We start from the raw sequence: 17,853 nt of genomic DNA, 5'->3' as shown, positions 1-17,853 counted from the left end.
GGTGTGACGTACGAAGCCGGGTAGTGGAAGAGGGTCCTGTTCGTCCGAAATAACCCCCGCTCATGCCCACCCAAATCGCCCTTTTGGGTCCACTAGGGACGTTCGTAAGTGACGTGCGCCCTATGCCCGGGCTCACATCGGCGACGTAACAGGCTCACCGCTCGTTGCTGAAGCAATCCGGAGTGTTACGTTCCTCATCCGGCAGGATGAGGTGGACGTCCCCGAACTCATGCCAGAGGTAGCGCCGCTCCAGCGCCGCCTCGTACCCACGGCGCAGCGCCTCACGCCCCGCCACCGCCTCCAGCATCAGCAGGTGCGAGGCCTCCGGCTCGTGCAGCCCGGTCAGCAGCCCGTCCACCACCCGCACGCCCCGGCGCGGCGTCACCACCAGGTCCGTCCAGCCCGCCACCGGCCGCACCACCCCGTCCGCGTCCGCGTCCGCCGCCGACTCCAGCGCCCGTACCGCCGTCGTACCCACCGCGACCACCCGGCCGCCCGCCGCCCGCGCCGCGTTCACCAGCCACGCCGTGGTGGACGGCACCGCGAAGCGCTCCGGGTACGGCGGCTCGTGCGCCTCCGCCGACGCCACCCCCGTATGCAGGGACAGCGGGGCGAACTGGACCCCGCGGCTCACCAGCTCCGCCACCAGGGCGGCGGTGAAGGGCCGGGCCGCGCTCGGCATCTCCGCCGAACCGCTCCCGTCGGGCGCCTGGACCGCGAACACCGTCTGGTACGCCGAGAGCGGCTGGTCCCGCTCCGTGTACGCGTACCGGATCGGCCGCCCGTACCGCCGCAACAGCTCCGGCACCCGGTCCGGCACCCGCGCCCACCACAGCCGCGCCCCCACCGCAGGGCCCAGCGGCTCCTCCAGCACCAGCTCCCGCCCGCCCGGCAGCCGCACCACCGCACCGGCGGGCCCGCCCGGGCGCGGCGCGGTGGCCCCCGAGGCGCCGGGCGCCCGCAGCTCCACCGCCCACCGCCCGTCCTCACCCCGCGTCGAGAAGTGCACGACGACCCGGTCGCCGCCCACCCGCCCGTTCACCGCGGCCGGCAACGTCGCCGACGTGTTCACCACCAGCACGTCCCCGGCCCGCAGCCGCCCCGTCAGCTCCCGGAACGCATGGTGCGACACGGCCGTCCCCCGGCTCACCAGCAGCCGTACGTCATCACGCCCCGACCCCCGCTGCTCGGCCGGCACCCGCGCCGAGAGCTCCACGGGCACCCGCAAGGCCTCCAGCGGCGAAGCGCCCGCAGGCCCCCGCCTCGCCGCCCCCACCGCCGTCACCGCGCACCCCCGTCCGCCGTCACCGGCCCCTCCAGCAGCGCCGGAGCGGCGAACCGCCCGCTGGCAGGCCGCTCACGCACCAGCCGCAGGAACGCGGGCGCCACGCTCCCGGGCGTGGGCCGGGGCTCGTCGTCGTCCGGCACGGCGGCGGCGTACAGATCGGTCGCCATGTCCCCCGGGTCGACCGCCCACACCCGCAGCCCCGGCTCCTCCACGCCCAGCACCGCCGCCAGCTGGTCCAGCGCCGCCTTCGAAGCCCCGTAACCGCCCCACGTCTCGTACGGCTCCGCCGCCGCGTCCGAGCTGACCAGCACCACCGCGCCCGCGGCCGACTCCCGCAGCAGCGGCAGTGCCTCCTGTACGAGGCCGAGCGCGGCCACCACATTGGTCTCCAGCGCCTGCCGCAACCCCTCCAGCGGCTGCGCCTCCAGCCGGACCAGCGGTTCGGCGCCCAGCACGCTCGCGTTGCCCACCAGCAGATCGAGTCCGCCCAGCTCCCCGGCGGCCGCGACCAGCTCCGCCCGGTGCGCCGCGTCCGTGACATCCCCCGGCACGGCCGCCACCCGCGTCCCGTACCGCTCCCTCACCTCCTGCGCCGCCGCCTCCAGCACCCCGGCGGCCCTGGCGTCCAGCACCAGATCCCACCCCTGCCGGGCCAGTGCCTCGGCGAGGGCGCGCCCCAGCCCCTTCGAACCACCCGTGATCAACGCGACCGGCATCGTGACCGTCTCCTCGCAGTACGTCGGCGTCCACCGGGGGCGTCCCCGGCGACTCCAACGTAGGAAGCCCTGATCACCCGGCGCCTCGCCCAGGAGCCGCACCCGCGCCCGGCACTTCGACCTAGGACCCGGGAGGTCCTAGGACCTGGGGCCCGGTACGGGCCGCGAGCGGCCTAGGCCTCCCGCCCTCCGGCAGCCGTCCTCGGCCCGATACGGCCCCCGCACCCCCGCCGGTACGGTGATCCCATGAGTCATCGCCCACCGTCGGCCCTCGCCGCGGTGAGTGCCGCGCTGCTCGCCATGAGCCGGCACCTCGAAGTAGGGGACGTCCTCAAGACGATCGTCGCCTCCGCCCGTGAGCTGCTGGACGCCCAGTACGCGGCCCTCGGCGTCCCGGACGACCACGGCGGCTTCGCCCAGTTCGTGGTCGACGGGGTGAGCGAGGAGCAGTGGAAGGCCATCGGCCCGCTGCCCCGGCAGCACGGCATCCTCGCCGCGATGCTGAACCAGGCGAAGCCGGAGCGGCTCGCGGACGTCCGCAAGGACCCCCGCTTCGAGGGCTGGCCCGAGGCGCACCCCGACATGTCCGACTTCCTCGGCCTGCCCATCACGGACGGCGACGAGATCATCGGCGCGCTCTTCCTCGCCAACAAGATGTGCCCCAAGCCCGACGGCGGCTGCGGCTTCACCGCCGAGGACGAGGAGCTGCTCTCGATCCTCGCCCAGCACGCCGCGATCGCCCTCACCAACGCCCGTCTCTACGAGCGCAGCCGCGAGCTGACCATCGCCGAGGAGCGCTCCCGCCTCGCCCACGAGCTGCACGACGCGGTCAGCCAGAAGCTGTTCTCGCTGCGGCTCACCGCCCAGGCCGCCGCCGCGCTGGTCGACCGCGACCCGGCCCGTGCCAAGGGGGAGCTCCAGCAGGTCGCCGTCCTCGCCGCCGAAGCGGTCGACGAGCTGCGGGCCGCCGTCGTGGAGCTGCGCCCGGCCGCCTTGGACGAGGACGGCCTGATCGCCACCCTCCGTACCCAGATCCAGGTCCTGGACCGGGCCCACGCGGCGGCGGTCACCTTCGGGAGCAGCGGTGTACGGGCTCTGCCCGCCGCCCAGGAGGAGGCGCTGCTCCGGGTCGCCCAGGAGGCCCTGCACAACGCCCTGCGCCACTCCGGCGCGGAGCACGTCGACGTCACCCTGACCCGGCGCTCGGCCGCGACCGTCCTGCTCATCACCGACGACGGCATCGGGTTCGACCCCGACGCCGTCCGCCGGGCCGGCCGCCATCTGGGGCTCGTCTCCATGCGGCACCGGGCCAAGAGCGTCGGCGGCCGGCTCACCGTTGTTTCGGAGCCCGGAAAGGGCGCCACGATCGAGATGGAGGTCCCCGGTGGCTGACAAGATCATCAGGGTGCTGCTGGTCGACGACCACCAGGTGGTCCGCCGCGGACTGCGCACCTTTCTGGAGATCCAGGACGACATAGAAGTGGTCGGCGAGGCGTCCGACGGCGCGGAGGGCGTGACCCGCACCGAGGAGCTCCGGCCCGACGTCGTGCTCATGGACATCAAGATGCCCGGCACCGACGGCATCGAGGCGCTGCGCAGGCTCCGCCAACTCGACAACCCGGCCAAGATCCTCATCGTCACCAGCTTCACCGAACAGCGCACGGTGGTCCCGGCCCTGCGCGCCGGAGCCTCCGGTTACGTCTACAAGGACGTCGATCCGGACGCCCTGGCCGGCGCCATCCGCTCGGTCCACGCCGGACACGTCCTGCTCCAGCCGGAGGTCGCCGGCGCACTCCTCGCCCAGGACGACGCGGGCAGTGGTACGGGCCGGGGGAGCACCCTGACCGAGCGCGAGCGCGAGGTGCTCGGCCTCATCGCCGACGGCCGCTCCAACCGGGAGATCGCCCGCGCCCTCGTCCTCTCCGAGAAGACGGTCAAGACCCATGTGTCGAACATCCTGATGAAACTCGACCTGGCGGACCGCACGCAGGCGGCGCTGTGGGCGGTACGGAACGGGGCCGCGGGCTGAGACCCGCGCCGACCCGGGCTGAGATTCATACTGTCGGGTGGATGTCACCCGAACGGCGCATCCTTCTCGGCCTCCCCGCGTTCTCCAGGGCACGCTGCGGCGGCTTGCCGCAGCCTCTCTAGGAGGATCCTGAAGTGAAGAACCTGAAGAAGGCCGCCGCCGTCACCATGATCGCCGGTGGGCTCATCGCCGCCGGTGCGGGCGCGGCCTCCGCGACCGGCCACAGCGGCGCCGACGCCCACGGCGTGGCCGTCGGCTCCCCGGGCGTCGCCAGCGGCAACCTGGCCCAGGTCCCGGTCCACATCCCGGTGAACGTGGTCGGCAACACGGTCAACGTGATCGGCCTGCTCAACCCGGCCTTCGGCAACCTCGGCCTGAACCACTGACGCCAGCCTCAAGAGCCGGCCCGCCCCCACGTTCGACGGGGGCGGCCCGGCTTCCCGGCGCACCAGCGGGCCGGCCCCCCTCCCCAGCCCCCGAGCCCGCCCACACCTCTTCCGGCCCGCCCGCACCCCTCCCCAGTCCGTCCGGCCCCTCCCAGCCCGTCCGGCGTTTGAGGACGGAACCCTCACGGCGGGGCGCCCGAGGCAGGCAAGTCCCTCGCCCGGTGAACGCCAGGCCCGCCCGCACCCCTTCCCAGCCCGTCCGGCGCTTGAGGACGGAACCCTCACGGCGGGGCCCCGCACCAGAACAGGCCCCCGCCCAGGGGCACCACCCCCAGCCCGTCCGGCGCCTGAGGACAAAGGCCCGCGAGCCTACCGCGCAACCTCCCCGCCCTCCACATACGCGTTGTAGGCAGCGACAACCGCCCGCCGAGCCACCCGCTCCACCGGCCGCAACGCCGCCCCCCGAGCCGCGATCTCCGACGCGCTCACCGCACCCCCGTGCCCGTTCTCGTACGCCACCGAGACCAGCAGCCCCACCCGCTGCGCCAGCTCCAGCACCCGCACCGCCCGCGGCGGATACCCGGGCGCCAGCACATCGCGCCCCCGGCCCCTCTCCGCCCGCGCCCGGTACGCGTCCACCGCCGCCTCCGCCACCGGCCCTGAACCGGCCACATCCAGCCGGGCCAGCGCCGCCGTCGCATCCCGCAACGCCTCCGCCAGCTCCCGCTCCGCCTCGCCCAGCGACGGCACGTCCGCCGGCGGCGCCTCCCGTACCGGCAGCACCCGCCACACCACCTCGACGTGCAGGTCCCCCTCCGGCCCCACCTCGCTCACCTCGGGCACCAGCCCGTACGGCAACCCCGAGACGACCACCGCCTCCTCCGCCTCCAGCGCCCGCGCGTTGAAGTCGGGCGGACCGGACAGCCCCAGCGGATGCCCCGGCACCGGCAGCGCGACCCGGAAACCCGTCGCCCCCAGCGCCCGCAGCCGCCCGAGCGCCAGCGTGAGCCCGACCGGCCCCGCCTCACCCGGCACTCCCTCGACGCGGTGCACCGCGTCCTCCCCGACCATCGCGACAGCCGCGTCGTCCGGCGAGACGAGTCCCGCCAGAAGCGCGTTCCCCCAGGCGGCCAACAACCCTGAACGTGGTTCCACAAGCATGGAGACAGCCTAGAGAACGGCCCGGGAACCTGACGGGGACGGACCGGGACCGGACCTCACGGCCGGACCACTCGCGCGGTGGCGTAGGTTTTCTCCTGGGACTGTGCCCACAGGCACGCGACGATCTCGACGAGACTGCATGGGGAGACAACGCGCTCATGAGCGATGTACTGGAGCTGGTGGACGTATCCGTGGTCCGCGACGGACGCGCTCTGGTGGACGACGTCTCCTGGTCGGTCAAGGAGGGGGAGCGCTGGGTCATCCTGGGCCCCAACGGCGCCGGCAAGACGACGCTCCTCAACCTCGCGTCCAGCTACCTCTTCCCGAGCAAGGGAACGGCCACCATCCTCGGCGAGCGGCTGGGCGGCGTCGGCACCGACGTCTTCGAGCTCCGCCCCCGGATCGGCATGGCGGGCGTGGCGATGGCCGACAAGCTGCCCAAGAAGCAGACCGTCCTCCAGACGGTGCTCACCGCCGCGTACGGCATGACCGCCACCTGGCACGAGAACTACGAGGCCGTCGACGAGGAGCGCGCCCGCGCCTTCCTGGACCGCCTCGGCATGACCGAGTACCTGGACCGCAAGTTCGGCACGCTCTCCGAAGGAGAGCGCAAGCGCACGCTGATCGCCCGCGCGATGATGACCGACCCCGAGCTGCTGCTCCTCGACGAGCCCGCCGCCGGTCTCGACCTCGGCGGCCGCGAGGACCTGGTCCGCCGCCTCGGCCGGCTCGCCCGCGACCCGTACGCCCCCTCCATGATCATGGTCACCCACCATGTCGAGGAGATCGCGCCCGGCTTCACCCACGTCCTGATGATCCGGCAGGGCAAGATCCTGGCGGCCGGACCCATGGAGACCGAGCTCAGCTCCCGCAACCTCTCGCTCTGCTTCGGCCTGCCGCTGATCGTCGAGCACACGGGCGACCGCTACACCGCCCACGGCCTGCCGCTCTCCTGACCGGCCCCTGGGGCGGCCTCCGGGGTAATCCCGGGGGCGCGTACCGCAGTTGACGAGAGTCGACCACCCTGCGCCCTGTCGGTGACGCACCGACAGTCCTACGATGACCATGTGGACATCGACGCGTGGGTGTGGTGGCTGATCGTCGCGGCGGGGCTGGGCATCCCCCTCGTCCTGACCGCGATGCCCGAGTTGGGGATGTTCGCCGTCGGCGCGCTGGCCGCTTCGGTCGTCGCCGCCCTCGGCGGCGGCATCGTGGCCCAGGTGCTGGTCTTCGTCGCGGTCTCGGTGGCGCTGATCGCCGTCGTCCGCCCGATCGCCGCCAGACACCGGGCCGGGCAGACGGGGCACGCCAGCGGTATCGACGCCCTGAAGGGCCGTCAGGCAGTCGTGCTGGAACAGGTCAGCGCCGCCGGCGGCCGTATCAAGCTCGCCGGCGAGGTCTGGTCGGCGCGCTCACTGGACGAGGAACAGGTCTACGAACCGGGCCGCCAGGTCGATGTCGTGGACATCGACGGAGCGACAGCCGTCGTCATGTGAGCGAACCGTGCACGAGCCGGGCCGAGTTCTGCGAGACTCCAAGTCGATCATGTCGATCATCATGAGATCCATCGGCAACCGAAGGGCACGAGAGACACGATGCAACCGATCATCATCGTCCTGATCATTCTGGTGGTGCTCGTCTTCATCGCCCTGATCAAGACGATCCAGGTCATCCCGCAGGCCAGCGCCGCCATCGTGGAGCGCTTCGGACGCTACACGCGCACCCTGAACGCGGGTCTGAACATCGTCGTCCCGTTCATCGACTCGATCCGCAACCGGATCGACCTCCGCGAACAGGTCGTGCCCTTCCCCCCGCAGCCGGTGATCACCCAGGACAACCTGGTCGTCAACATCGACACCGTCATCTACTACCAGGTGACCGACGCCCGCGCCGCGACCTACGAAGTCGCCAGCTACATCCAGGCGATCGAACAGCTCACCGTCACCACCCTCCGCAACATCATCGGCGGCATGGACCTGGAGCGCACCCTCACCTCCCGCGAGGAGATCAACGCGGCCCTGCGCGGCGTCCTCGACGAGGCCACCGGCAAGTGGGGCATCCGCGTCAACCGGGTCGAGCTCAAGGCCATCGAACCGCCCACCTCCATCCAGGACTCGATGGAGAAGCAGATGCGCGCCGACCGCGACAAGCGCGCCGCGATCCTCACCGCCGAAGGCATCCGGCAGTCCCAGATCCTCACCGCCGAAGGTGAGAAGCAGTCCGCGATCCTGCGTGCCGAGGGTGAGTCGAAGGCAGCGGCCCTCAGGGCCGAGGGTGAGGCCCAGGCCGTCCGCACGGTCTTCGAGGCCATCCACGCGGGGGACCCGGACCAGAAGCTGCTCTCCTACCAGTACCTCCAGATGCTCCCGAAGATCGCCGAGGGCGACGCCAACAAGCTCTGGATCGTGCCCAGCGAGATCGGTGACGCCCTCAAGGGCCTCAGCGGAGCCTTCGGCAACCTCGGCGGCGGCGCCCCCGGATTCAACACCGGCGGCAACGGCAGCGACGGAGGCAACGCCGGTGACGGCGGCAACGGAGGAGGTGCCGGCGTGGTCAACCCCCGTGGCTCCGCCGTCGAACGACGCGAAGAACCCCCCGTCTACTGACGCGCAACCCCTTCGTGCATGATCAGTGAGGCCCCTCGACCTTCATGGCGGGGAGGCATCACTGACCATCGAAGGAGATGGCCTTGTCCATCTGGGAAATACTCGCCGTCTTCGCGGCGGGCGTCGGTGCGGGCACGATCAACACGATCGTCGGCTCGGGCACCTTGATCACCTTCCCCGTCCTGCTCGCCACCGGCCTCCCGCCGGTCACCGCCACCGTCTCCAACGCACTCGGCCTCATCCCCGGCTCCATCAGCGGAGCCATCGGCTACCGCAAGGAACTGGCCGGCCAGCGCCGACGCATCCTGAAACTCTCCGTCGGAGCCGCCGTCGGCGGCCTCACCGGCGCCACACTCCTGCTCGCGCTGCCCTCCACCGCGTTCGAGACGATCGTCCCGGTCCTGGTCGCCATGGCCCTCGTCCTGGTGATCCTGCAACCACGCATCAGCAAAGCCGTCCAGCGCCGCCGTGAACGCACCGGCGTCGCGGCCCGCCCCGACGGCGGCCCGCTCCTGTTCACCGGCCTGACCCTCGCCAGCGTCTACGGGGGCTACTTCACGGCCGCCCAGGGGATCATCTACCTCTCCCTGATGGGGATGCTGGTCGACGACACGCTCCAGCGCCTCAACGCCGTCAAGAACGTCCTGGCCGCCGTGGTCAACGGCATCGCCGCGATCTTCTTCCTCTTCGTCGCCGACTTCGACTGGACGGCGGTCGTCCTGATCGCGGTCGGCTCGGCCATCGGCGGCCAGATAGGCGCCAAGGTGGGCCGCCGCCTCAGCCCCACCCTGCTGCGCGCCCTGATCGTCGTCGTCGGCACCGCGGCCATCGTCCAGCTGCTGCTCCGCTGACACACGTGGACCCGCCCCCTCACAGGGGCGGGCCCACGCATACACCACCGGACGTACGCCGATTACGTCACGCCTCTACGCGGCCGCGGCGGCCCGGTCCAGCCACTCGGGCAGCTCCGCCCGGTCACCGGCCCCCATCGCCAGCAGCATCGCCTCGGCGGGGGAGGGGACGAACGGCTGCTTCAGCAGCGGCATCCCCGCCTGCTCCGGCGTCCGGGCCGCCTTGCGGTGGTTGTCCTCGGCGCAGGAGGCCACCGTGTTCAGCCAGGTGTCCTGACCGCCCTGGGCCCGCGGCACCACATGGTCGACGGTGGACGCCCGCCGCCCGCAGTAGGCGCACCGGTGCTGGTCCCGTATCAGCACACCCCTCCTGGACCACGGAGCCTGTCTTCGGAACGGCACCCGTACGTACCGGCAGAGCCTGATCACCCGGGGCACCGGAATGTCCACGGCGGCACCACGCATACGGAGCTCGGGATGCGACTGCTCCACGACGGCCTTGTCCGTCAGGATCAGGACCACCGCACGGTTGAGCGTCACTGTCGACAGCGGCTCGAAGCTCGCGTTGAGAACCAGCGTGTCACGCATCCTGCCCACCTCCCGTGTGCCGCCCGCCCCCTGGCAGGCCCGGATCAACTCTGGCTGGGCAGGCCGCGATGGACAACGCAATAAAAAATGCCCTGCTCTGATCTCTCCAAGACCAGAGCAGGGCAAACAACAGGCGAACTAATCGGCGGCGGGAGCCTCGTACTCACCGATCAGCTGAGCACGCCCCAGCGTGTGGAAGCGCAGGTTGAACCCGACCACCGCGGGCGAGGAGTCACTGTCGATCCCGAGCTTCGCGGTGTCCACCGCGTACACGGTGAACACATAGCGGTGGTTCTCCCCGGCGGGCGGCGCGGCCCCGCCGAACTCCTTCGACCCGTAGTCGTTACGGACCTGGACGGCCCCTTCGGGCAGCCCCTCGAACGCACCGCTGCCCGCACCCGCCGGCAGCTCGGTCACCGACGCCGGGATGTCGAAGACCACCCAGTGCCAGAACCCGCTCCCCGTAGGGGCGTCCGGGTCGAAACACGTCACGGCGAAGCTCTCGGTCTCCGCCGGGAAGCCCTCCCACCGCAGATGCGGCGATGTGTTCCCGGACGCAAGCACCTGAGCATCACCCAGCACGGCACCCGGCGCGAGATCCTTGCTCGTCACGGTGAACGCGGGGACCTCCGGATGGAAGTCGTGCGGCAGCGGGGCCCTCTTCGGCTCGGTCACGTCTCGTACCTCTCCTGATCGGCTCATCTGCTGCGAGCGGCGCACCGGCCGCCCGCCGACAGGTCCCGGGCGGGTTTTTCTCCCCACCCGGCCCCCTCCGACCCTAAAGCCACTAGAGCCAGTTGCGCTGTCCGCCGACCTGGGCCAGCCACTGATTGAGGTACGCCGCCCAGTCGGTCTGGTGGAAGTCGTTGAGCCCGACCTTGAACGCCCGGTAGGAGTCGCTGCTCTCGCTGAACAGTCCGCCCTTCTTGTCCATCTCCAGGACCACGTCCATCTCGCGGTCGTCCGCGACGAACGTCAGCTCGACCTGGTTCAGCCCCCGGTACTGCGCCGGCGGTACGAACTCGATCTCCTGGTAGAAGGGCAGCCGCTGACGCGAACCACGGATGTGGCCGCGCTCCATGTCCGCGCTGCGGAAGCGGAACCCCAGCTGCCCGAAGGCGTCCAGAATGGCCTGCTGCGCCGGCAGCGGGTGCACATTGACCGGGTCCAGGTCACCGGAGTCCACGGCGCGGGCGATCTCCAGCTCGGTGAAGACCCCGATGTCCATGCCGCGCAGATGCTGACCGGCGAACATCGTGACCGGCGTCTCCCAGGGGATCTCCAGACCGAACGGCACCACGTGCACCGCCCCCGCCTGCACCTCGAAGGCCCCGCCGAGCCGCACCTTGGCGAACTCGATGTTCTGCTTGGTCTCCTGGTCACCGCTCTCGACCTCGACCCGCGCCCGCAGGCCGACGGAGAGCCCCTCGATCTGCTGGGGCACCGACCCGCCCTGGATCCGCACCTCACCCTGAACGACCCCGCCGGGGACGACGTTCACCTCGGTGAGCTCGGTCTCCACCGACGCACCTCCGGCACCCAGACTCGCGAGCAGCCGCTTGAAGCCCATGTTCACTCCTTCTTGGTCCTGACCCCTAGATACGCGCCATGACCGTAGCCGGTTCCCGCGTCCGCCTTCCCAGTACCCTCGGACGGCATGACCAAGGGCTTCGACCGCACACCACTGACGCGCGACTTCTTCGACCGATCCGTCCTGGACGTCGCCCCCGACCTCCTGGGCCGCACCCTCGTCCGCCACAGCGACGAGGGCACGATCGAGGTACGTCTCACCGAGGTGGAGGCGTACGCCGGTGAGGTCGACCCCGGCTCACACGCCTTCCGCGGCCGCACGGCCCGCAACAGCGTGATGTTCGGCCCGCCCGGTCATACGTACGTCTACTTCACGTACGGGATGTGGCACTGCCTCAACCTGGTCTGCGGCCCCGAGGGCCACGCGAGCGGAGTGCTCCTCCGGGCCGGGGAGATCAACGTGGGTGCCGGCCTGGCCCGCGTACGGCGGGTCTCGGCCCGCAATGACAAGGAACTGGCCAAAGGCCCGGCCCGCCTCGCCACCGCCCTGAACGTCGACCGGACGCTCAACGGCAGCGACCTCTTCGCCGGCCCCACCCCCGCACTGTCCGTACTGCACGGCACCCCGCCCCCGCCTGACCAGGTACGCAGCGGCCCCCGCACCGGAGTCGGCGGCGACGGCGCGCACCAGCCGTGGCGCTTCTGGATCGAGAGCGACCCCACGGTGAGCCCGTACCGCGCCCACGCTCCCCGTCGCCGCCGGGCGAAGTGACGGACCATGAGCGACTTGACGCGCCCAGGGCGGACGCCTAATGTAGTCCGAGCCACTTGACACGGGTACAGCTGTCGGCACGGTCCATCGGACCCGACCGGGCAGCCCGAAGAGGCCAAACCACTACCTACGACTCACCCTGGCGGGTGTGAATTCGGTGTGCCCGTAATTCACTCGACAACCTCGATTATGAGCTGCCAAGGGAATGGGCTAACGTAGTGAACACGCCGAAAGGCAGGGCCCTCCACAGGCCACCGGAAATCAAATTCGGACCGGAAACGGAACGAAAAAGAGTCTGGTAAAGTTGGAACCGCCGGAAAGGGAAAACGCGAAAGCGAAGAACCTGGAAAGCGAAACTGCTTGACCCGCTTCGACCGGGAATCGGACACGAAAGAGTCTGATAGAGTCGGAAACGCAAGACAAGAAAGAAACGAAGGGAAGCGCCCGGAGGGCCCCGGTGAAACGGGACCGAAGGAAGCGTCCGTTCCTTGAGAACTCAACAGCGTGCCAAAAGTCAACGCCAGATATGTTGATACCCCGGCCTGCACCTGGTGCAGGTTGGTGGTTCCTTTGAAAGTCCTGCACCGGGTCGCTTCGGCGGCACACGGGCAGGCAATTACACAGCGAGGACGCTGTGAACAACGGGTCTTATTCCGACCGGTTGTTCCGCTCTCGTGTGTGTGCACCCGATTACGGGTAAACATTCACGGAGAGTTTGATCCTGGCTCAGGACGAACGCTGGCGGCGTGCTTAACACATGCAAGTCGAACGATGAAGCCTTTCGGGGTGGATTAGTGGCGAACGGGTGAGTAACACGTGGGCAATCTGCCCTTCACTCTGGGACAAGCCCTGGAAACGGGGTCTAATACCGGATAACACTCTGTCCCGCATGGGACGGGGTTAAAAGCTCCGGCGGTGAAGGATGAGCCCGCGGCCTATCAGCTTGTTGGTGGGGTAATGGCCTACCAAGGCGACGACGGGTAGCCGGCCTGAGAGGGCGACCGGCCACACTGGGACTGAGACACGGCCCAGACTCCTACGGGAGGCAGCAGTGGGGAATATTGCACAATGGGCGAAAGCCTGATGCAGCGACGCCGCGTGAGGGATGACGGCCTTCGGGTTGTAAACCTCTTTCAGCAGGGAAGAAGCGAAAGTGACGGTACCTGCAGAAGAAGCGCCGGCTAACTACGTGCCAGCAGCCGCGGTAATACGTAGGGCGCAAGCGTTGTCCGGAATTATTGGGCGTAAAGAGCTCGTAGGCGGCTTGTCACGTCGGATGTGAAAGCCCGGGGCTTAACCCCGGGTCTGCATTCGATACGGGCTAGCTAGAGTGTGGTAGGGGAGATCGGAATTCCTGGTGTAGCGGTGAAATGCGCAGATATCAGGAGGAACACCGGTGGCGAAGGCGGATCTCTGGGCCATTACTGACGCTGAGGAGCGAAAGCGTGGGGAGCGAACAGGATTAGATACCCTGGTAGTCCACGCCGTAAACGTTGGGAACTAGGTGTTGGCGACATTCCACGTCGTCGGTGCCGCAGCTAACGCATTAAGTTCCCCGCCTGGGGAGTACGGCCGCAAGGCTAAAACTCAAAGGAATTGACGGGGGCCCGCACAAGCAGCGGAGCATGTGGCTTAATTCGACGCAACGCGAAGAACCTTACCAAGGCTTGACATATACCGGAAAGCATCAGAGATGGTGCCCCCCTTGTGGTCGGTATACAGGTGGTGCATGGCTGTCGTCAGCTCGTGTCGTGAGATGTTGGGTTAAGTCCCGCAACGAGCGCAACCCTTGTTCTGTGTTGCCAGCATGCCCTTCGGGGTGATGGGGACTCACAGGAGACTGCCGGGGTCAACTCGGAGGAAGGTGGGGACGACGTCAAGTCATCATGCCCCTTATGTCTTGGGCTGCACACGTGCTACAATGGCCGGTACAATGAGCTGCGATGCCGCGAGGCGGAGCGAATCTCAAAAAGCCGGTCTCAGTTCGGATTGGGGTCTGCAACTCGACCCCATGAAGTCGGAGTTGCTAGTAATCGCAGATCAGCATTGCTGCGGTGAATACGTTCCCGGGCCTTGTACACACCGCCCGTCACGTCACGAAAGTCGGTAACACCCGAAGCCGGTGGCCCAACCCCTTGTGGGAGGGAGCTGTCGAAGGTGGGACTGGCGATTGGGACGAAGTCGTAACAAGGTAGCCGTACCGGAAGGTGCGGCTGGATCACCTCCTTTCTAAGGAGCATCTAGATCCCCTTCGGGGATCCAGAGCCACTACGTCGGCAAATGTTCGACGGTGGTCAGCTCATGGGTGGAACGTTGACTATTCGACACGACAGGTTGGTTGTCACTAGTACTGCTTCGGCGTGGAACGTGGGGATGGATCGGTCGGGTCGGGCACGCTGTTGGGTATCTGAAGGTACGGCCGTAGAGGTCGCCTTCGATCCGGCCCCAGTGAACTCGTCCTCAGGGATGGGGTGGTGGGTGGCTGGTCGTTGCTTGAGAACTGCACAGTGGACGCGAGCATCTGTGGCCAAGTTTTTAAGGGCGCACGGTGGATGCCTTGGCACCAGGAACCGATGAAGGACGTGGGAGGCCACGATAGTCCCCGGGGAGCTGTCAACCAAGCTTTGATCCGGGGGTTTCCGAATGGGGAAACCCGGCAGTCGTCATGGGCTGTCACCCGCTGCTGAACACATAGGCAGTGTGGAGGGAACGAGGGGAAGTGAAACATCTCAGTACCCTCAGGAAGAGAAAACAACCGTGATTCCGGGAGTAGTGGCGAGCGAAACTGGATGAGGCCAAACCGTATGCGTGTGATACCCGGCAGGGGTTGCGCATACGGGGTTGTGGGAGTTCTCTTGATCAATCTGCCGATTGGTCGGCAAGTCAGAAACCGTTGATGTAGGCGAAGGACATGCGAAAGGTCCGGCGTAGAGGGTAAGACCCCCGTAGCTGAAACATCAACGGCTTGCTTGAGAACCACCCAAGTAGCACGGGGCCCGAGAAATCCCGTGTGAATCTGGCGGGACCACCCGCTAAGCCTAAATATTCCCTGGTGACCGATAGCGGATAGTACCGTGAGGGAATGGTGAAAAGTACCGCGGGAGCGGAGTGAAATAGTACCTGAAACCGTGTGCCTACAAGCCGTGGGAGCGTCGCTGGCAGCACTTGTGCTGTCAGTCGTGACTGCGTGCCTTTTGAAGAATGAGCCTGCGAGTTAGCGGTGTGTAGCGAGGTTAACCCGTGTGGGGAAGCCGTAGCGAAAGCGAGTCCGAACAGGGCGTTTGAGTTGCACGCTCTAGACCCGAAGCGGAGTGATCTAGCCATGGGCAGGTTGAAGCGGAGGTAAGACTTCGTGGAGGACCGAACCCACCAGGGTTGAAAACCTGGGGGATGACCTGTGGTTAGGGGTGAAAGGCCAATCAAACTCCGTGATAGCTGGTTCTCCCCGAAATGCATTTAGGTGCAGCGTCGTGTGTTTCTTGCCGGAGGTAGAGCACTGGATAGGCGATGGGCCCTACCGGGTTACTGACCTTAGCCAAACTCCGAATGCCGGTAAGTGAGAGCGCGGCAGTGAGACTGTGGGGGATAAGCTCCATGGTCGAGAGGGAAACAGCCCAGAGCATCGACTAAGGCCCCTAAGCGTACGCTAAGTGGGAAAGGATGTGGAGTCGCAGAGACAACCAGGAGGTTGGCTTAGAAGCAGCCACCCTTGAAAGAGTGCGTAATAGCTCACTGGTCAAGTGATTCCGCGCCGACAATGTAGCGGGGCTCAAGCGTACCGCCGAAGTCGTGTCATTCCAGCATGTACCCCCAACGGGGGCTGGGATGGGTAGGGGAGCGTCGTGTGCCGGGTGAAGCAGCCGCGGAAGCGAGTTGTGGACGGTTCACGAGTGAGAATGCAGGCATGAGTAGCGATACACACGTGAGAAACGTGTGCGCCGATTGACTAAGGGTTCCTGGGTCAAGCTGATCTGCCCAGGGTAAGTCGGGACCTAAGGCGAGGCCGACAGGCGTAGTCGATGGACAACCGGTTGATATTCCGGTACCCGCTTTGAAACGCCCAGTACTGAATCAGGCGATGCTAAGTCCGTGAAGCCGGCCCGATCTCTTCGGAGTTGAGGGTAGTGGTGGAGCCGATGAACCAGACTTGTAGTAGGTAAGCGATGGGGTGACGCAGGAAGGTAGTCCAGCCCGGGCGGTGGTTGTCCCGGGGTAAGGGTGTAGGACGCACGGTAGGTAAATCCGTCGTGCATGAAGTCTGAGACCTGATGCCGAGCCGATTGTGGTGAAGTGGATGATCCTATGCTGTCGAGAAAAGCCTCTAGCGAGTTTCATGGCGGCCCGTACCCTAAACCGACTCAGGTGGTCAGGTAGAGAATACCGAGGCGTTCGGGTGAACTATGGTTAAGGAACTCGGCAAAATGCCCCCGTAACTTCGGGAGAAGGGGGGCCATCACTGGTGATAGCACTTGCTGCTTGAGCTGGGGGTGGCCGCAGAGACCAGCGAGAAGCGACTGTTTACTAAAAACACAGGTCCGTGCGAAGCCGTAAGGCGATGTATACGGACTGACGCCTGCCCGGTGCTGGAACGTTAAGGGGACCGGTTAGTGCACTTTCGGGTGTGCGAAGCTGAGAACTTAAGCGCCAGTAAACGGCGGTGGTAACTATAACCATCCTAAGGTAGCGAAATTCCTTGTCGGGTAAGTTCCGACCTGCACGAATGGCGTAACGACTTCTCGACTGTCTCAACCATAGGCCCGGTGAAATTGCACTACGAGTAAAGATGCTCGTTTCGCGCAGCAGGACGGAAAGACCCCGGGACCTTTACTATAGTTTGATATTGGTGTTCGGTTCGGCTTGTGTAGGATAGGTGGGAGACTGTGAAGCGGCCACGCCAGTGGTTGTGGAGTCGTCGTTGAAATACCACTCTGGTCGTGCTGGATGTCTAACCTGGGTCCGTGATCCGGATCAGGGACAGTGTCTGATGGGTAGTTTAACTGGGGCGGTTGCCTCCTAAAGAGTAACGGAGGCGCCCAAAGGTTCCCTCAGCCTGGTTGGCAATCAGGTGTTGAGTGTAAGTGCACAAGGGAGCTTGACTGTGAGACCGACGGGTCGAGCAGGGACGAAAGTCGGGACTAGTGATCCGGCAGTGGCTTGTGGAAGCGCTGTCGCTCAACGGATAAAAGGTACCCCGGGGATAACAGGCTGATCTTCCCCAAGAGTCCATATCGACGGGATGGTTTGGCACCTCGATGTCGGCTCGTCGCATCCTGGGGCTGGAGTCGGTCCCAAGGGTTGGGCTGTTCGCCCATTAAAGCGGTACGCGAGCTGGGTTTAGAACGTCGTGAGACAGTTCGGTCCCTATCCGCTGTGCGCGTAGGAATATTGAGAAGGGCTGTCCCTAGTACGAGAGGACCGGGACGGACGAACCTCTGGTGTGCCAGTTGTCCTGCCAAGGGCATGGCTGGTTGGCTACGTTCGGAAAGGATAACCGCTGAAAGCATCTAAGCGGGAAGCCTGCTTCGAGATGAGTATTCCCACCCTCTTGAGGGGTTAAGGCTCCCAGTAGACGACTGGGTTGATAGGCCAGATGTGGAAGCCCGGTAACGGGTGGAGCTGACTGGTACTAATAGGCCGAGGGCTTGTCCTCAGTTGCTCGCGTCCACTGTGTTGTTCCCGGGTTGCGAACAGTTATCGCACCGGTTGAACAGTTTCACTACTTAATTGAAGAGTGTGCTTGTTCGCTAGAACCCGATAGGGTTTCGGTGGTCATTGCGTTAGGGAAACGCCCGGTTACATTCCGAACCCGGAAGCTAAGCCTTTCAGCGCCGATGGTACTGCAGGGGGGACCCTGTGGGAGAGTAGGACGCCGCCGAACAATCTTTCAAGGACCCCTGGTCCCAGCGTTCACCGCTGGGACCAGGGG

14 protein-coding genes and 3 rRNA genes are annotated in these 17,853 nt (G+C 66.8%); 11 read left to right on the top strand and 6 right to left on the bottom strand.

All coding sequences use genetic code 11. The features are described 5' to 3' along the window. Nucleotides 1-154: 154 nt before the first annotated feature. Both GTY67_RS05580 and GTY67_RS05575 read right to left on the bottom strand, forming a co-directional pair. Nucleotides 155-1,285 carry an S-adenosylmethionine:tRNA ribosyltransferase-isomerase gene (locus GTY67_RS05580; protein ID WP_343238641.1) on the bottom strand — a complete coding sequence of 377 codons (1,131 nt, stop codon included), beginning with the start codon at nucleotides 1,283-1,285 and terminating at the stop codon, nucleotides 155-157. Then, nucleotides 1,282-2,004, bottom strand: a complete 723-nt coding sequence (locus GTY67_RS05575; RefSeq protein WP_161277967.1) for an SDR family oxidoreductase — start codon at nucleotides 2,002-2,004, stop codon at nucleotides 1,282-1,284. Before GTY67_RS05575 ends, GTY67_RS05580 begins: the two co-directional genes overlap by 4 nt. A 246-nt stretch (nucleotides 2,005-2,250) precedes the next feature. Here GTY67_RS05575 and GTY67_RS05570 point away from each other — a divergent pair, with 246 nt between their 5' ends. From GTY67_RS05570 to GTY67_RS05560, 3 genes are all read left to right on the top strand, one after another. Then, nucleotides 2,251-3,396: a GAF domain-containing sensor histidine kinase gene (locus tag GTY67_RS05570; RefSeq protein WP_161277966.1), complete on the top strand. Its 1,146-nt coding sequence runs from the start codon at nucleotides 2,251-2,253 to the stop codon at nucleotides 3,394-3,396. Beyond that, nucleotides 3,389-4,033 carry a response regulator transcription factor gene (locus GTY67_RS05565; protein WP_093693194.1) on the top strand — a complete coding sequence of 215 codons (645 nt, stop codon included), beginning with the start codon at nucleotides 3,389-3,391 and terminating at the stop codon, nucleotides 4,031-4,033. The genes GTY67_RS05570 and GTY67_RS05565 overlap by 8 nt, the downstream gene beginning before the upstream one ends. A 134-nt stretch (nucleotides 4,034-4,167) precedes the next feature. Continuing rightward, complete coding sequence (locus GTY67_RS05560; protein WP_161277965.1) at nucleotides 4,168-4,419, top strand: chaplin; 252 nt, start codon at nucleotides 4,168-4,170, stop codon at nucleotides 4,417-4,419. 369 nt (nucleotides 4,420-4,788) lie between these two features. Here the strand turns inward: GTY67_RS05560 and GTY67_RS05555 are convergent, their stop codons facing one another. Then, complete coding sequence (locus GTY67_RS05555; RefSeq protein WP_093693196.1) at nucleotides 4,789-5,580, bottom strand: hypothetical protein; 792 nt, start codon at nucleotides 5,578-5,580, stop codon at nucleotides 4,789-4,791. 158 nt (nucleotides 5,581-5,738) lie between these two features. On the opposite strand from GTY67_RS05555, the gene GTY67_RS05550 reads away from it, so the two are divergent. The 4 genes from GTY67_RS05550 to GTY67_RS05535 all read left to right on the top strand — a co-directional run bounded on the left by GTY67_RS05550 (nucleotide 5,739) and on the right by GTY67_RS05535 (nucleotide 9,037). Then, on the top strand, nucleotides 5,739-6,536 hold the full coding sequence (locus tag GTY67_RS05550; RefSeq protein ID WP_093693197.1) for an ABC transporter ATP-binding protein: 798 nt from the start codon (nucleotides 5,739-5,741) through the stop codon (nucleotides 6,534-6,536). Between the two features lie 111 nt (nucleotides 6,537-6,647). Then, a complete protein-coding gene (locus GTY67_RS05545; RefSeq protein ID WP_161277964.1) occupies nucleotides 6,648-7,076 on the top strand; it encodes an NfeD family protein in 429 nt (142 codons plus the stop codon). A gap of 99 nt (nucleotides 7,077-7,175) precedes the next feature. Beyond that, complete coding sequence (locus tag GTY67_RS05540) at nucleotides 7,176-8,186, top strand: SPFH domain-containing protein (protein ID WP_093693199.1); 1,011 nt, start codon at nucleotides 7,176-7,178, stop codon at nucleotides 8,184-8,186. A gap of 77 nt (nucleotides 8,187-8,263) precedes the next feature. Then, nucleotides 8,264-9,037 (top strand): sulfite exporter TauE/SafE family protein, encoded by a 774-nt coding sequence (locus GTY67_RS05535; protein WP_202461330.1) that lies wholly within the window; start codon nucleotides 8,264-8,266, stop codon nucleotides 9,035-9,037. Between the two features lie 75 nt (nucleotides 9,038-9,112). Here GTY67_RS05535 and GTY67_RS05530 read toward each other — a convergent pair whose 3' ends face one another. The 3 genes from GTY67_RS05530 to GTY67_RS05520 form a co-directional block, all read right to left on the bottom strand. Further along, a complete protein-coding gene (locus GTY67_RS05530) occupies nucleotides 9,113-9,625 on the bottom strand; it encodes an HNH endonuclease (RefSeq protein WP_093693201.1) in 513 nt (170 codons plus the stop codon). A gap of 138 nt (nucleotides 9,626-9,763) precedes the next feature. After that, entirely contained in the window at nucleotides 9,764-10,300 is a 537-nt protein-coding gene (locus tag GTY67_RS05525; protein ID WP_161277962.1) for a YbhB/YbcL family Raf kinase inhibitor-like protein, read from the bottom strand. A gap of 112 nt (nucleotides 10,301-10,412) precedes the next feature. Then, the gene (locus tag GTY67_RS05520) at nucleotides 10,413-11,195 is read right to left on the bottom strand and encodes a sporulation protein (RefSeq protein WP_093693203.1); all 783 of its coding nucleotides are present in this window, start codon (nucleotides 11,193-11,195) and stop codon (nucleotides 10,413-10,415) included. Between the two features lie 87 nt (nucleotides 11,196-11,282). Here GTY67_RS05520 and GTY67_RS05515 point away from each other — a divergent pair, with 87 nt between their 5' ends. The 4 genes from GTY67_RS05515 (at nucleotide 11,283) to rrf (ending at nucleotide 17,805) form a co-directional block, all read left to right on the top strand. Continuing rightward, a complete protein-coding gene (locus GTY67_RS05515) occupies nucleotides 11,283-11,927 on the top strand; it encodes a DNA-3-methyladenine glycosylase (protein WP_093693204.1) in 645 nt (214 codons plus the stop codon). A gap of 703 nt (nucleotides 11,928-12,630) precedes the next feature. Further along, nucleotides 12,631-14,156, top strand: a 16S ribosomal RNA gene (locus tag GTY67_RS05510). Nucleotides 14,157-14,452: 296 nt separating this feature from the next. Next, nucleotides 14,453-17,577, top strand: a 23S ribosomal RNA gene (locus tag GTY67_RS05505). A gap of 111 nt (nucleotides 17,578-17,688) precedes the next feature. After that, a 5S ribosomal RNA gene (gene rrf / locus GTY67_RS05500) occupies nucleotides 17,689-17,805 on the top strand. Together the 16S, 23S and 5S rRNA genes form the textbook arrangement of a ribosomal RNA operon. Nucleotides 17,806-17,853 lie beyond the last annotated feature (48 nt).

Source organism: Streptomyces sp. SID8374 (assembly GCF_009865135.1).
Taxonomy (GTDB): Bacteria; Actinomycetota; Actinomycetes; order Streptomycetales; family Streptomycetaceae; genus Streptomyces.
Note: the sequence above shows the minus strand (reverse complement) of the source record. Positions and strands in the feature narration are given on the sequence as shown.

Coding starts and splice junctions, on each gene's coding strand:
- GTY67_RS05575 (WP_161277967.1), bottom strand. CDS start 2,004: ATGCCGGTCGCGTTGATCACGGGTGGTTCGAAGGGGCTGGGGCGCGCC.
- GTY67_RS05570 (WP_161277966.1), top strand. CDS start 2,251: ATGAGTCATCGCCCACCGTCGGCCCTCGCCGCGGTGAGTGCCGCGCTG.
- GTY67_RS05555 (WP_093693196.1), bottom strand. CDS start 5,580: ATGCTTGTGGAACCACGTTCAGGGTTGTTGGCCGCCTGGGGGAACGCG.
- GTY67_RS05550 (WP_093693197.1), top strand. CDS start 5,739: ATGAGCGATGTACTGGAGCTGGTGGACGTATCCGTGGTCCGCGACGGA.
- GTY67_RS05540 (WP_093693199.1), top strand. CDS start 7,176: ATGCAACCGATCATCATCGTCCTGATCATTCTGGTGGTGCTCGTCTTC.
- GTY67_RS05535 (WP_202461330.1), top strand. CDS start 8,264: ATGGCCTTGTCCATCTGGGAAATACTCGCCGTCTTCGCGGCGGGCGTC.
- GTY67_RS05530 (WP_093693201.1), bottom strand. CDS start 9,625: ATGCGTGACACGCTGGTTCTCAACGCGAGCTTCGAGCCGCTGTCGACA.
- GTY67_RS05520 (WP_093693203.1), bottom strand. CDS start 11,195: ATGGGCTTCAAGCGGCTGCTCGCGAGTCTGGGTGCCGGAGGTGCGTCG.
- GTY67_RS05515 (WP_093693204.1), top strand. CDS start 11,283: ATGACCAAGGGCTTCGACCGCACACCACTGACGCGCGACTTCTTCGAC.